This is a genomic window from Catellatospora chokoriensis (assembly GCF_011297315.1).
Classification (GTDB): domain Bacteria; phylum Actinomycetota; class Actinomycetes; order Mycobacteriales; family Micromonosporaceae; genus Catellatospora; species Catellatospora citrea.
The window spans coordinates 438358-451259 of record NZ_JAAOTI010000002.1 but is presented as its reverse complement, the minus strand read 5'-3'; the positions used below and the strand labels follow the sequence as shown (position 1 = coordinate 451259).

12 protein-coding genes and 1 tRNA gene are annotated in these 12902 nt (G+C 68.8%); 3 read left to right on the top strand and 10 right to left on the bottom strand.

Features of this window, described 5'->3' with window-relative positions:
• Positions 1-319: 319 nt before the first annotated feature.
• A tRNA-OTHER gene (locus HAV39_RS04705) sits at positions 320-447 on the top strand.
• A 343-nt stretch (positions 448-790) separates the two neighbouring features.
• Here HAV39_RS04705 and HAV39_RS04700 read toward each other — a convergent pair.
• The 3 genes from HAV39_RS04700 to HAV39_RS04690 all read right to left on the bottom strand — a co-directional run bounded on the left by HAV39_RS04700 (position 791) and on the right by HAV39_RS04690 (position 3033).
• Entirely contained in the window at positions 791-1522 is a 732-nt protein-coding gene (locus HAV39_RS04700) for a diguanylate cyclase domain-containing protein (RefSeq protein WP_191837895.1), read from the bottom strand.
• Positions 1523-1619: 97 nt separating this feature from the next.
• On the bottom strand, positions 1620-2363 hold the full coding sequence (locus HAV39_RS04695; protein ID WP_203736665.1) for an MIP/aquaporin family protein: 744 nt from the start codon (positions 2361-2363) through the stop codon (positions 1620-1622).
• Between the two features lie 172 nt (positions 2364-2535).
• Complete coding sequence (locus tag HAV39_RS04690) at positions 2536-3033, bottom strand: carboxymuconolactone decarboxylase family protein (protein WP_191837894.1); 498 nt, start codon at positions 3031-3033, stop codon at positions 2536-2538.
• Positions 3034-3080: 47 nt separating this feature from the next.
• Here HAV39_RS04690 and pdxR point away from each other — a divergent pair, with 47 nt between their 5' ends.
• On the top strand, positions 3081-4526 hold the full coding sequence (gene pdxR / locus HAV39_RS04685; protein ID WP_244958740.1) for a MocR-like pyridoxine biosynthesis transcription factor PdxR: 1446 nt from the start codon (positions 3081-3083) through the stop codon (positions 4524-4526).
• 119 nt (positions 4527-4645) lie between these two features.
• Here pdxR and HAV39_RS42155 read toward each other — a convergent pair whose 3' ends face one another.
• On the bottom strand, positions 4646-4744 hold the full coding sequence (locus HAV39_RS42155; protein WP_275413999.1) for an LOG family protein: 99 nt from the start codon (positions 4742-4744) through the stop codon (positions 4646-4648).
• A 446-nt stretch (positions 4745-5190) separates the two neighbouring features.
• Here HAV39_RS42155 and HAV39_RS04675 point away from each other — a divergent pair, with 446 nt between their 5' ends.
• On the top strand, positions 5191-7338 hold the full coding sequence (locus HAV39_RS04675) for a hypothetical protein (RefSeq protein WP_191837893.1): 2148 nt from the start codon (positions 5191-5193) through the stop codon (positions 7336-7338).
• Positions 7339-7614: 276 nt separating this feature from the next.
• Here HAV39_RS04675 and HAV39_RS04670 read toward each other — a convergent pair whose 3' ends face one another.
• From HAV39_RS04670 to HAV39_RS04645, 6 genes are all read right to left on the bottom strand, one after another.
• Positions 7615-7803, bottom strand: a complete 189-nt coding sequence (locus HAV39_RS04670; protein ID WP_191837892.1) for a hypothetical protein — start codon at positions 7801-7803, stop codon at positions 7615-7617.
• A complete protein-coding gene (locus HAV39_RS04665) occupies positions 7800-8405 on the bottom strand; it encodes a hypothetical protein (protein WP_191837891.1) in 606 nt (201 codons plus the stop codon). Before HAV39_RS04665 ends, HAV39_RS04670 begins: the two co-directional genes overlap by 4 nt.
• Positions 8406-8538: 133 nt before the next feature.
• Positions 8539-8805 carry a hypothetical protein gene (locus tag HAV39_RS04660; protein WP_191837890.1) on the bottom strand — a complete coding sequence of 89 codons (267 nt, stop codon included), beginning with the start codon at positions 8803-8805 and terminating at the stop codon, positions 8539-8541.
• 448 nt (positions 8806-9253) lie between these two features.
• Positions 9254-10420, bottom strand: coding sequence for an SMI1/KNR4 family protein (locus tag HAV39_RS04655; protein ID WP_191837889.1), 1167 nt, complete (start codon positions 10418-10420; stop codon positions 9254-9256).
• 251 nt (positions 10421-10671) lie between these two features.
• Entirely contained in the window at positions 10672-11103 is a 432-nt protein-coding gene (locus HAV39_RS04650) for a DUF4240 domain-containing protein (protein ID WP_191837888.1), read from the bottom strand.
• A 127-nt stretch (positions 11104-11230) separates the two neighbouring features.
• Positions 11231-12724: a hypothetical protein gene (locus HAV39_RS04645; RefSeq protein WP_191837887.1), complete on the bottom strand. Its 1494-nt coding sequence runs from the start codon at positions 12722-12724 to the stop codon at positions 11231-11233.
• Between the last annotated feature and the right edge of the window lie 178 nt (positions 12725-12902).

Here is a 12902-nt window from a genome sequence, read left to right as displayed (position 1 = left end):
TCAGTCGCCAGGCTCGACGGTGAACCACCAGTCGCCGCTGACGTGGACCCGCAGCCTGACGCCGAGTGCCGGCTCGGTCCACTCCTCCGCCGGGGTATCGCGCGGGGTGTCGGGGTTGTCGGAGTAGTACCAGTTCCACCGCCAGGAACCGTCGAGCAGGTGGCGCGATCCGTGCTGGACCGTCAGGGCCAGGCGACCCGGCGGCCTTCCCGACCGTCCAACGCCCCAGTCCCCGTGCTGGAGGCGGAAGTAGGGTTCGCTGACTTTTCGCTGACTTATTGGTGTCGCGGGCCGAGCGCTGGGCTGGCATAGTCCTTGCGGGTCGGTGGCAGAGCAGGGTTATTGCAGCGCCACCCCAGCCGATGCCGAGCACGCGCGGGGACTGGGTGGCGTGTGGGGCAGTTGGCGTGCCTAGCCTCACCGGGGGTTCGAATCCCCTTCGGCCCGCGACGTTGAGAACTCGGGGACCGCAGCAGTTGAAGCGGAACGGCCCGTGTCCTGGAGTCCGCCAGGCTGGATGTCTCCGGCCTGGCGAGATCTACACCTGACGTCATCCATCAGTGGTCGGGCGTGGGTGCCCGGCTCGCCATGTAACGTGCACCGAAGCTCAACCGGTCCGATCCCTTCGAGATCGATCCCGGTTGAGCTATCCGATGATCATTGCGGGGTTCCGGATCCCGACACCTTCATGGTGGAGCGTCTCCTGTGGGCACCGCGTCGCCAGTCCAAATGTCCAGGACATGCGGAAGCACCGCGGTCTCGTGCCGGGTCGTGCGCGGTGCTGCGTTGTTCAGTCGGCCGGGCCAGGCCAATCGACAGGCTCCCGGCTTGGTTCGACAGCACCGTTGCGGAACGTGTCGAGCGGGCGCAGCTGGCGCCGCGACGCCTTGGCCGGCATCTGCATGCCCGGCTTGTAGGTGGCGTATGCGGGTCCGTCTTTCCGCTTCTTCGCGTGGTACATCGCGATGTCGGCGTGGCGCAGGCCGACCCGCTCGATCGAATCGTCGGGTGCGATGACGCAGGCCCCGGCGCTGACGCTGGTCGGCAGCGCGACAGGCCCTTTGCCGGTCTCGACGTGGATCGGGCCGACGGTCATCGCCACGACCGTCGCGGTCACGGTGGCGACGTCGCCGCGGGCGGGCAGGGCCAGTGCGAACTCGTCCCCGGACAGCCGGGCGGCCACCCCACCGTGACGGTGGGCAGCGCGAGCCAGTCGCTGGCCGATCACACGTAGGAGCTGATCGCCGACGTCGTGGCCGTGGCCGTCGTTGACCTGTTTGAACTCGTCGACGTCGAGGAGCATGACGATGCTGCAGCCCGGCCAGCGCGGCTCGTGTTCGAGCATGAGCAGGCCGGCACGGTTGAGTTGCCGGGTCAAGCAGTCGTGGGTGAGCCACCAGCCGGTGCGCCGGACCTGCTGGCGCATCCTCCACAGGCTGGGCACGGTCGAGAACAGTCCGGCGGCGAATCCGACGGTGAGCAGCAGCCGGGCGCATAGGGCGAACATGATGATGTAGAACACGTGGGTTCTCCATCCCGTTGGATTGCAGGACGCCCGGTTGACCAGGCGTGACCTTCCTTGACTCAGGCGACGGGGCGGGTCCGTCGGCCGCTGGCGGTCAGGCCGGTTGTCCGTATGGCTGGATGCGGCGCACGAGCAGGTGGTGGACTGCCGCGCCGAGGGCCGCGCCCAGGATGGGCGCGAGCAGGTAGATCGCCAGGTCGGTGGTCCGGTCGGAGAGCAGGGCGGGGCCGAGCTGGCGAGCCGGGTTCACCGATCCGCCGCTGAGCGGTCCGAACACGGCGATGACCAGCGCGACAGCTGCGCCGATGGCGTAGGGCATCAGGCGCATGAGGCGCGGACGGGCTACGAACAGTCCGATGAGCAGGGTCAGCGCGAACATGCCGGCGGTTTCGGCGAGGAAGACGGAGTCGGGTCGCCAGGCGGGGGCGGGCCTGATCGCGGCGTATGCGACCGACGGCAGTGAGACCACGTCCCCCCAGGTCAATCGGGCCAGGGCCGTGCCGATCAGAGATCCGGCGAGTTGGGCGATTACGTAGGGCAGGACCCGGCGGCCCGGGAAGGCGTCCATGAGCCACAGTCCGACGGTCACGGCGGGGTTGGTGTGCCCGCCGCTGCGTCTTCCGGGCGGGCTGAGGATCAGTCCGGTCAGGACGGCTCCGCTGATGGTGCCGATGGCGGTGAGCGCGCGGCGCAGGTCGGCGATGTAGAGCGGGGAGGCCGGGTCGCGTAGCCATCGCACAACGGTCACCGCCAGAAACACCAGGACAGTGGCGAGCAGGAACTCATCGGCGGCGCGCAGCAAGGTCTGCCTGCGCTCAGAAGAGGTGGTGGTGCTCACGTGGATCTCCAGATGTTCGGATGTCGCGCGTTTTCGATCAGACGTGGGCGATCGGCGCTGGGCGAGGTTGCCAGGGTCTGTGGCTGTCGGATCCGGTGTCCCTCCGCTCGGTTGAGCGGCGGGACACCGTTGCTGTTGGTGGTGTGGAAGGTGAGGTTGGGCCGGCTGTGGTTCAGCGGGCGGGTGTGTAGTGGCCGGGCACCGACCGGGTGGTGACACCGATGCGGTTGAACGCGTTGATCGTCACGATCGCGGCGATGAGGTGGGCGAGTTCGGTCTCGTCGAACTGCTCGGCGGCCCTGGCGTACACGGCGTCGGGGACGAACCCGTCGGTGATCACAGTGACGGCCTCGGTGAGTTCGATGGCCGCGATCTCCCGTGCGGTGTAGAAGTGCCGCGACTCGTGCCACGCGCCCAGTTGCATGATCCGTTCGAAGGACTCTCCGGCCGCCAGCGCGTCCTTGCTGTGCATGTCGAGGCAGTACGCACAGTGGTTGAGCTGTGATGCGCGGATCTTGACCAGTTCCAGCAGTGCCGGTTCCAGGCCGCGCCGAGCGGCACCGTCCAGGCGGATCAGGGCCGCGAACGCCTCAGGGGCGAGTTTGGCGAAGTCCAGGCGGGCGGTGTGCTCGGCGAGGCGGGTCATGGGGGGTGTTTCGTTGATCGTCATGCCGACAACCGTAAGGCGGAAGTGGTACCAGAGTATGGTCCATTCTTGTGACAGAAGCTCAGACCAATTCTGCCGAGCAGTCGCCCATCACTGGCACTGACCTGCACCTGGAGCTGCACGGATCCCGGCTGCGTGCCGGCCTCACGACCGCCCTGCGTGACGCCGTGCGCGCGGGCCGCCTCGCGCCGGGCACCCGGTTGCCGGCCTCCCGGTCACTGGCCGCCGACCTCGGCGTCTCCCGTAACACCGTGGTCAACTCCTACGCCGAGCTGGTCGCCGAGGGCTGGCTCACCGCGCAGCAGGGCTCGGGCACCCGGGTCGCCGACCGCACCGAGCCGCCCCCGGCCACGCCCGCGCCCCTCAGCGCCGGAGCCACCTCGCGCCGGCCCCGATACGCGCTGCTCACGGGCACACCCGATCTCGCGACCTTCCCCCGCGGCCAGTGGCTGGCCGCCGCCCGCCGGGCACTGTCCGAAGCTCCGAACGACGCCTTCGGCTACGGCGACCCGCGCGGGCGCGCCGAGCTGCGGACGGCGCTCGCCGACTACCTAGCGCGGGCCCGCGGCGTGTACACCGACCCGGATCGCATCGTCGTGTGCTCCGGCTTCCATCACGGCCTGGCACTGATCGCCCAGGTGCTCAAGAAGCGACAGATCGCCGCCGTGGCCGTCGAGGCGTACGGCCTGGACCTCTACCGCGACCTGCTGACCAACGCCGGCCTGGACACCCCGCCGCTCGCCGTCGACGAGGACGGGGCGCGCACCGACGACCTGGGCCGGCTGCCGCAGGTGGGCGCGGTTCTACTGACCCCTGCGCACCAGTACCCCACCGGCGTCGCACTGTCCCCGCAGCGGCGCGCCGCAGCCGCCGACTGGGCACGTGCCACCGGAGGCCTGCTACTGGAGGACGACTATGACGGAGAGTTCCGCTACGACCGCCAGCCGGTCGGCGCCCTGCAAGGGCTGGACCCCGAACGAGCGGTGTACTTCGGCTCGGCGAGCAAGGCCCTGGCCCCGGGCGTGCGGCTGGGCTGGATCGTGCCGCCCCCGGACATGATCCCCGACATCGTGGCGGCCAAGGGCTACGGCGACTACATGACCAGCACCCTGGAACAGCTCACCCTCGCCGAGTTCATCACCTCAGGCATGTACGACCGCCACGTGCGCTCGATGCGACAGCGCTACCGGCCCCGCCGCGAGCAGCTGGTCGACGCACTGCACCAGCGGGCGCCCGGCATCCGGGTCGCCGGCATGGCCGCGGGACTGCAGACAGTGCTCGACCTGCCACCCGGCACCGAGAACACGGTGGTCCAGCAGGCGGCCCGACTGGGACTGGCAGTCAGCAGCCTGGCACAGTTCGCCCACCGGACACCGGAGGCCGTCTCGCCGCAGCCGCCGCGAGACGGCCTGGTGGTCAACTACGCGGCGCCATCGGACAGCGCCTGGACCGGCACGCTGGAGGCCCTGTGCGACGCGATGCCCGCCTCCAGTTAGGAGAGCGCCTGCGCACCGCTCTCGGCGACGAAGATCAGCTCCGCCAGGGCAGCGGCGGGAACCCTGCTCGTCCGTGACCCGCAGCTGCAACAGGAACCCGCCGTAGAAGCCCGCCGTGTTCAGCAGCACCAGCGGCGGTCGTACAGCCCGTGCTTCTTCAGCTCCAGGACTTCGGTCAGCTCGTCCAGCGTGCCCAGACCGCCCACCATCACCGCCACCGCTTCGGAACCGGCCGGTCAAGATCGCTTCCGAACGGCGACGCTGTCCCGAGGCCGCCGATCACGCACAGAAGCATCGGTCCATCCCTGGACCGTAATACCGGTTCGCGCCGGGTCAACCGGGCGTTACGCCCCTACCGCCATCTATCGGAGCCGAGAACGAACGAAGTCCCAGCTCAATGAGCTGGGACTTCGAGACGGCAAAATGTCCGTATTGTATTGGTGGGCCATACCCGGCAGAATCCGAACCGCATTCCAGCAGCTCATGGACCGGTGGTGACCGTACCGGCAGTTCGATCGCGTCGAACATAGCCTCGTGACCATCCAATGTTCGGCCCGCCCCATACTCTGCCGCGAGTCGCGGATCGCCCTTGACACATCCTCCTGGTGGCGGGCGGCGGTAGCGCCGGTCTGCGCGGGTTGAGCAGCTGACATAGCCTGTGCCGATGCCCCCATCGGAGATCGGTCCACACGGTGCGGCGAGCAACAAGATCGGCGGCTACGAGCTGGCGGTCAACCACTGGCGCACGCTCGCCGTGGTGCTGCTGCCCGCCGTGATCCCAGCCTTGATCGTGACGAGCCTGGCCGATTTCGTGACGGCCGGTGGCGACGCGCCGATCATCGACGGCACCTTCGTGATCGCCGAGGACAACGGATGGTCCGGATGGGGCCGCCTGGCGATCATGATCACCGCTTGGCTGGTCGCGATGACCGCCGGGGCGGTCGCCGGGATCGGAGTGCTGCGCGGCGTGCGCGTGTCGCCGCTGCGCTGCGTGTGGGCGGTCGCGGGATGCCTGCCGTTGCTCGCGGCTGAGCTGGTCGTCGTGGGGTTGGGCGTGGCGGCGTGGATGTGGGTCGCCGTGAATGTCGCCGGGTTCCTCGGCACCGGGGGCCCGCCGGGCCAGCTACTCGGACTCCTGGCGCTGGCCGCCGCCGCGGCGGCAGCGGCAGTCGCGGCCGGCCATCTGATGTTCACGCTGGTCGGCACTGTGGTGGAAAGGAACGTCCGGGTCCGCCCGTGGCGCCACGTGCGGCAGGCCGCCGTCCCGTTCCTGCTCGGCGGGGTCCTGCCCGGCTTCCTCCTGGCCGCAGTAGCCGGCGCGGGTGGTGCTTCCGGTCTCGTCGGCACCTGGTCGTGGCTGGTACGGCTGGCCGAGACCGTGCTGCTGACCGGCATGGTCGCCGTCCAGGCGATGCTGCTGGCCCGAGGATATCTCCGGCTTGCGCAGGCCGAGGCGGCTGCCGAGCCGGCCGAGGACCCCCTGAACGCCGTCGACGCCCGGCTGGCGAGCTGGGCCCCGCGCCACGCCACGACCACGGCCGCCTCGGTGCCCGATCCGACGACATCGGGCGGCGCCTGGATCAGCCGCCTCGCCGCATTGCCAGCGGTGGTCGCGCTGGCCGCGCCGACCGTGGTCGTCGCCGCGGTGACCGCATGGAACCCGTACAACTCCATCACGATCGAGACCAGCACCCTGGGACAGGGCGGCTACTCCCGGATCGTCGGCTGGTCGGCCGAGGGCAATCCGGTGCTGTCGGCCCCAGGCAGCGTGGTCTTCTGCCACGACCCCGTCTGCGACAGGGCCAGCCCCGCACATGGCGGACCGGAGACGGAGTGGATGACTGGCACCGTCACGCTGACACCGGACGGCAACGCGCTGAAGATCGGCACGAGTGGCAGTGCCGAAAGTGGCGGCCCATTCCTGCACTACGCGCGCTGCACGCCCGGGAAGGGGCAGTGCGCCGAGCAATGGCTGGCGATGCGAGGCTCGGCCAAGGAGGAGTTCGCCGGCTGGTCGATGTTCGCCGGGGCGCCAGGCGTCGGCGGTGGGCTGCTGTTCGCGCTCGCCACCCCCGAAGCCGACAAAGACCGGCGTGCGGCGGCCGACGGCGTCTGGCCCACCGCGGTCCGGACGCGCTTGCGGCTGATTCGGTGCCCGAACTTCGACTGCGCACAGCCGCAGCGCTACGACCTCGGCACGATCCCGCGCGTAGACCCCAGCTGGTCTTCCGGTGGCGCGACCGGCCGGCTGGTCGTCGACGCCGACGGCACACCGCATGCGAGCTTCCGCATCGACGGCGGCTACGTCACCGCCACCTGTGCGCCCGTTACCTGCGCCGACCCGCAGATCGTGCCCGTCGACCATCCGCACCAGGCAAATTCCGGGCCGATCTGGTCGGTGATCAGCATTTCCCCACCGTACAGGGAGCCGTTCGCCAGCCTGCCCGGCGCCGGATCTGACGCGGGCCATCTCGACGCCTCCGGCACGCGGCTGGAGTTCGGCCCGGACTCGACCCTCACCCTGCCCGGCCGTGGCACGTACGCGGTGACCGCCGAGCGGATCACCCGGCGCGGCCTACACATCAGCTTGGGACGTAGTGCAGGAGGCGAGCAGGTCGGCACCGCATGGCGGTGGGTGCTGTGGCACTGCGCACCCGGCTGCCACGTGCCGGACCGCACCCTGCTCGACGTAACCGCCAGCATCGACGACTCGACCATGGCCCCACCCGGGGTCCAGCTCACCCAGGCACCGGACGGCCGCATCCTGCTGCTGCGAGCAGACCGCACCCTACTCATCCCGATCCCCGCATAGGAACTCTGGCATCGGCCGGATACGCCGCCGCTTCGAGCCGCCCGAACACCTCGAACGCCACGGTGTTCAGATTGACCGTGCCGGAGCGTGCCCTTCGGCATCAGTCCACGAATCCGGCCTGGGCAGGTCGATTCCCACCGCGTCCGAGATCATCGCCAGTCCCCCACCTGGCTGACCAGCGTCCAGAGGCTCGATCACCTACCCGCAGGTACCAGACCAGCCACGGCCGGCTCTGACCACCACCGCCCACGATCACCTTTAGCAGCGCCGACAAACTCAACGCTTCTGCGCTCGGTAGCGCTTGAGCAGCGCAGTGATCCTCTCATAGTTCGCCTCGCCGTTGAGTTCGGTGAGCAGTCCGTCCGGGCACAACTCGTACAGATCGCCCCACCAGCGGCGGCCCCGGTTGTCCCAGATCCGGTAACCGCCGGGCACCCCGCGGGCTACATACCTCCGCCTGCTCACCTCGCATCCCGTCCAAACCACGTCATGTGGCGACCCCAGACGTGGAACGAGACTGCTCGCCGTCCAATTCGCCGGCGGCGCACGGCCTGCAACACCTGCACGATCTCGTCAGCCCGACGTGTACGTTGCTTCAGCACTTGTTTGACGTCGCCGTCGAAGTTGCTCAGCGCGAACCGCACCGTCTGCTCGCCAGCCGGCAGGACCACGCCCACATACCGCTCGCAGAGCCACTTGGTCTCCAATACGTCGCCGTCGCCGACGCCCCACGAGTGCTGCCGCCAAAGCCCTTCGAACAGCGCGTAGCCGGTGCCGATGACGTCGATCTTGCCGTCGATCCACAGCTTGGCAACACTGCGGTGGCAGTCCCCGCCCGACGACACGACCCTCACCCGCGGGCCGTGCTCCACGCCGTCGGCGAGCAGCCAGTCCAGGTCCGGCTCGGGCCGCAGCGGCGGCACCACCAGATCACCGCCGTAGGCAAGCGCGATTCGGCACCATGCCGACCAGCGGTCACGGAAGCCGTCGACAGTGTCGTCGTAGGCGGCGACGCGCTGGTGGTACATCCGGAGCAGGCGATCACGGTCACTCAGCACGTCCAGCACCCTAACGAGTTCACCACGTGCGCGCAGCCGCCTAACCCACCTCACGACCCCTAAAGATCGAGCCCGCCGGAGACAAGGTCAGCGCCGACGGCGTCCTACGCCAGACCCAGAAGGTGCATGTCGCTACCGCGGATCATCCAGTCGCCCAGTAGCCGAGCCGCCCGCACGCGACACATCGGCTCGTGATGGCGAGCGCGCGGATCCCGCCGCCGTCGGCGTAGCGGGAGAAGCCCACCGCGACGTTGAAGTCCTCTTCGTCGCCGTCACCGTCGCACTCGCAGACCATGGCCGCTGACCGGGTGTAGTCCCAGTAATCGCTGCCGCTGTCAGCAATGAAATGCTCCGCACCACAGCCGCGACAGACCCGCTTGGCAGCGTGTTCATCCACCTCGTCGTACACGCCGAAGACCCCCCGGCAGTCCGCGCACCGGCACAGCCGTACCTCACGGTGCAGGCTTTGGCCCTCTCGGGCTCCCACACGTTCTCCAGCCACCGGTGCTGCGCTTCCTGAACGAAGCGCGTCCCGCCCGCGCTCCCACGAGGTGAACGCGCATGGCTGCAGGGCTCGGCCCGCATGAATGGCGGCGCCGGGAGCGGTGATACGGTGCTCGAACCGCCCCTTGAACACGAAAGGCCCAGCTCAGAGAGCTGGACCAATCGATAGATTTGGACATATCAGCATATGTCCGACGGTGGACGATACCCGGCAGAATCCGAACCGCATTCCAGCAGTTCACGGCCCAGACATGACCGTTCCAGCCGTCCGAACACGCCGGATGTTCGCGGGGGTCGGCTGACGCCGATCAGCGTCGCGCAGATCGGTGCGTCGGGCCCGACACCAGCATCGGTCACGGAGCGCTGGTTCCTCGTGGCATCGTCACGACGGTTCGGGCGCGCTCGGGCGTGATCAGGTTGCGCAGCTCGGGGTCGGTGAGGAGGACGGTGGGTGCGACGCGGTGTGGTGAGTCGGAGTGCCAACTCGGCAACGCGGCTTCGAGCACAGCCCACGCGTGGTCGGGAAGACCGTTGCGGAGGAGTTGGCGGCCGCGGTCGAGTGCCTCCCTGAAGTCGCGCGGCTCGGGCAGCAGCGGTGGCGTGAACCCGTCGATCGCCTCCATCTCCTCCTCGGTGAGGATGCCGGCGAAGAGCTTGCGGTACGGGCCGATCGACGACCGGTGCAGGAACAGCGGCACCGCCTCCGCGCGCACCTGATCCAGGCCGACTTCCTCAATGACATGCGGGTGGGCGAGAATGTTGTTGCGGATCTCGTGGTGCACCGTCGCTGGGGCGCGGAAGGCGTTCAGCATGACGGCGAGGTAGGCGCCGGCACCGGAGCCCTTGTTCGCGGCGCGGGTGAAGGCGTCCGCCGCTGCGTCGGCGTCGCCCCGCAGCGCGAGGTCGCGGCCCGCAGCCACCAGGTCCGCTGCGCCCTCCGGATCGACCGACCGGCCGGCTCGTCCGCTGATCTGCTCGAAGGACGCCCGCTCGGTGTCGACCAGGGCGGCGAACGATTCGTGCCGCTCGCCGAGGCCGGGGTACCAGCTCGCCCAGATGTAGGCCGCCCACTCGCCGTCCGGTGACACGTCACCGGGGTCGAGCAGCCAGTACTGGGCGTCCCCGTCGCCTGAGACGAGCAGAGCCCGGTCGGCCAGCGACTCCTCCGCCGGTGTGGCGCCGTCCAGCAGGATGTCGCGCAGGTCCGGGTCGGCGTCGCGGAGCCAGTCGACATCGCCGGTGGTGCGCAGGGTCCACATGAACGTGGAGATGTTCAGCCAGCCGTCGGACACCGCCAGGAACGACCGGTAACTTGGCGGCAGCGCGGTGCCCAGACGCTGCTCCAGCAGCGCGAGCTGTGCGGCGCTCGCTCCGTCGAAGCCCAGCCAGCGACTTGCCCGCTGGGTGTCGCTGACCTGGCCGAGTTCGTCATCTGCGGCGACCCGCAGGACGTCGGCGCTGTACTCGGCGAGGTAGCGCCGCCACTGCTCGGCGGAACGGGTTCCTTCGACAGCGGCCATGCGTGTCCGTTCTCTGCTCCCGCGGCAAGGTCAGCACATGGTGCCACGCCGAACCGCTCTCTGGCGCGCAGGTGACACAGCTCCGAGACGGGCACGATCCGATCGCGGACCGTCACCACTCGATCATCGCGGCACGAGCGATGCGGATGCGCACGAGGAGAGATCCACCGCATGCCGCGTAGCGGCGACCGCGTCGCGGGGCTGGCGCGGAGGCTGGCCGCTGTGATCGCCGCGCCATTCTGAGGCTTGCCTCACCACCATTTTTCGTTCGAACCGGTTTCGTAGTCAAATTTCTCGATGTGGTCCCATTCGCGACCCGTCTTCAACCGGTAAGCGTTCGATGCGACATCGAGGATCGATTCTGCGTGCGCTGCCTCGTCAGTGGCGTACGGGGCGAAGGCAGCCTTGTCTGCGAGAACCGTCGCCACCACCTCCCTGCCGGCGACAACTACGGCACAGCGGGCATAGAGAAAGCCGTCGTCGGAAAGGCCCGTGCCCTGGGCGAGGTACCTGCGGTCCAGCTCATATAGCTGCCGGGCCAGCACCTCCGCGAAGCCGGTGATGCGATCGACCGGCCCCTGCGCGAGCTTCTCAGTCAGCTCTTCATAGGGAGTGTCGTCCTGGGCGTCCGGTCGTGCGCCGAGCGTGGCCACCAGCTCCCAGAACTCGTCGTCAGTCAACACAGCACATTCCTTAACGTCACGCCCGGTCAGTGCCAGGCGGGTTTGCCCTCATGGTCTACCAAACATTCGCTCATGCCTGCGATGCGTGTCGTCGGCTGTGCGGGCGCCGGGTCCAGCTCACGCCGGTCTAGAAATCCCGCCAATCGTCGAACCACTCGTCAGCGGTGTCCGCGGCAACGCCGGCCCTATCGGCGAGCTCCCGGAATGCGTCATACGCCTGCTCCCGGCGGAGCGTGTCGACGAGGCTGTGCTTGTGGTCGAGATCGTTGAGCGCCTTGATCAAGGTTTGCAGGACGGGCTCGGCTTCACCTGGCATCCGATCGCCTTGGGTAAGTTTGTCCACGGCCCGCGATGCCACGGCATATGCCTTGCAAGCGGCTGCTCCACCACGGGCATGATCGTCGACCCAGTCCCGAAACGGATTGTTCAGGTTCACGGCAAGCCAGGTGTCACCCTTGGCGCCGTCGACGATCAGCCGCACTGGAGTCTTGCGGAAGCGGCTCTTCACCGCCGCGACGATCGAGCGGCGGACACCGCTGAAGGCCGCGTGGGTCAGCGACGGCAGATCCGGCAGCGTGTCCGCGTCCAGCCCATACCCGTCGATCAGCTCAACCACCGCCAGACGGTTCAGCCGCGCCAGCACGGACGCGTCCGTCAGCTGCCCTGGTGGCCTGCGCCACCGGATGCGCAGCATCTCCAGCTCGGCCAGGTGCGCCACGACCGCCGCAGACGCTACCCCGCCAGCGATCACCGTCACGTCCCGCACTCGCCCGAGTCCTGCTGGCAGGCCGACGAGAGTTTTCGCATCGGTGACAGTGAGGGACAGCCAGTGACCGTCATCGACCGCGGTCACGGTGGTATCCGGGCCGAGGGCATCCAAATCGAGGTGCAGCAGCCCACGTGGCAGCCGGACCTCACGTACGTCCCCGGCGAGGCTCAGGTGCGTCAGACCAGTCTCGGACACGTCGACGACATGTGGCGCGTCACGCCAGGCCAGCGACGAGATCATCGGGTGATCGGCCAGCGCAGAGCACAGGCCGCGATCGGGCCCGCCCCAGGTCAGCGCAGTGCAGCGTGGCAGCTCATCCAACGCCGCCCAGTCCACCGCGCCGGAAGCCGGCATCTCGACCGGCCCGTTGTCCGTGAGGTCGAGCTGACCCGTCACCCCGGCGAGCCAGACCCGGCCACCACCGAAGTCAATGTTGACGTGGCCGCGAGCCCCCGCGCGATAGGCGGCCTTCGCCGGCGGCGGAAGCTGGTGATCCCATCGGTGTTGATGCACCACGTCAGCGCCCAGTGCCTGCCAGCCCGAATACACGTCCGACCGATCTGACACGTCCGGCGGCACGGGCAGGGCGCCGATCCACCGGAAACCCGGCGGGATCGCGTGCCAGCTGCCGATGTTCAGGTGCGCGATCCGCCCACCGTGAGCATGGTGATCAAGTATGAGCGGCTCGACACCTCGGAGATCGTCCAGCGTCGGCGGGGTCGATGAATGCCACCGCAGCGGATACGCCGAAACGAGGTCCTTGTCGACCGCGGTCACCTGGCAGGCGCCGAACCCGCCGTCAGGCAGGCCCATGACCGCCACGTCGCCGCGCTGAATCCCACGACTCGCCATCCGGAGAAGCTACATGAACTGCGAAAACAGAGCACATCTAGGTTCAAGCGCACGATCGCCACCGGTGCTGCGCTTCCCGCAGAAGCCCGTCCCGCCCGCGCTCCCACGAGGTGAACGCGCGTGACTGCAGGACTCGGCCCGCATGAATGGCGGCGCTGGGAGCGGTGATACGGTGCTC

Bases quoted from the DNA above. Each gene is read 5' to 3' on its own strand.
- HAV39_RS04690 (WP_191837894.1), bottom strand. From the start codon at position 3,033: ATGACGATCAACGAAACACCCCCCATGACCCGCCTCGCCGAGCACACC.
- HAV39_RS04675 (WP_191837893.1), top strand. From the start codon at position 5,191: ATGCCCCCATCGGAGATCGGTCCACACGGTGCGGCGAGCAACAAGATC.
- HAV39_RS04655 (WP_191837889.1), bottom strand. From the start codon at position 10,420: ATGGCCGCTGTCGAAGGAACCCGTTCCGCCGAGCAGTGGCGGCGCTAC.
- HAV39_RS04645 (WP_191837887.1), bottom strand. From the start codon at position 12,724: ATGGCGAGTCGTGGGATTCAGCGCGGCGACGTGGCGGTCATGGGCCTG.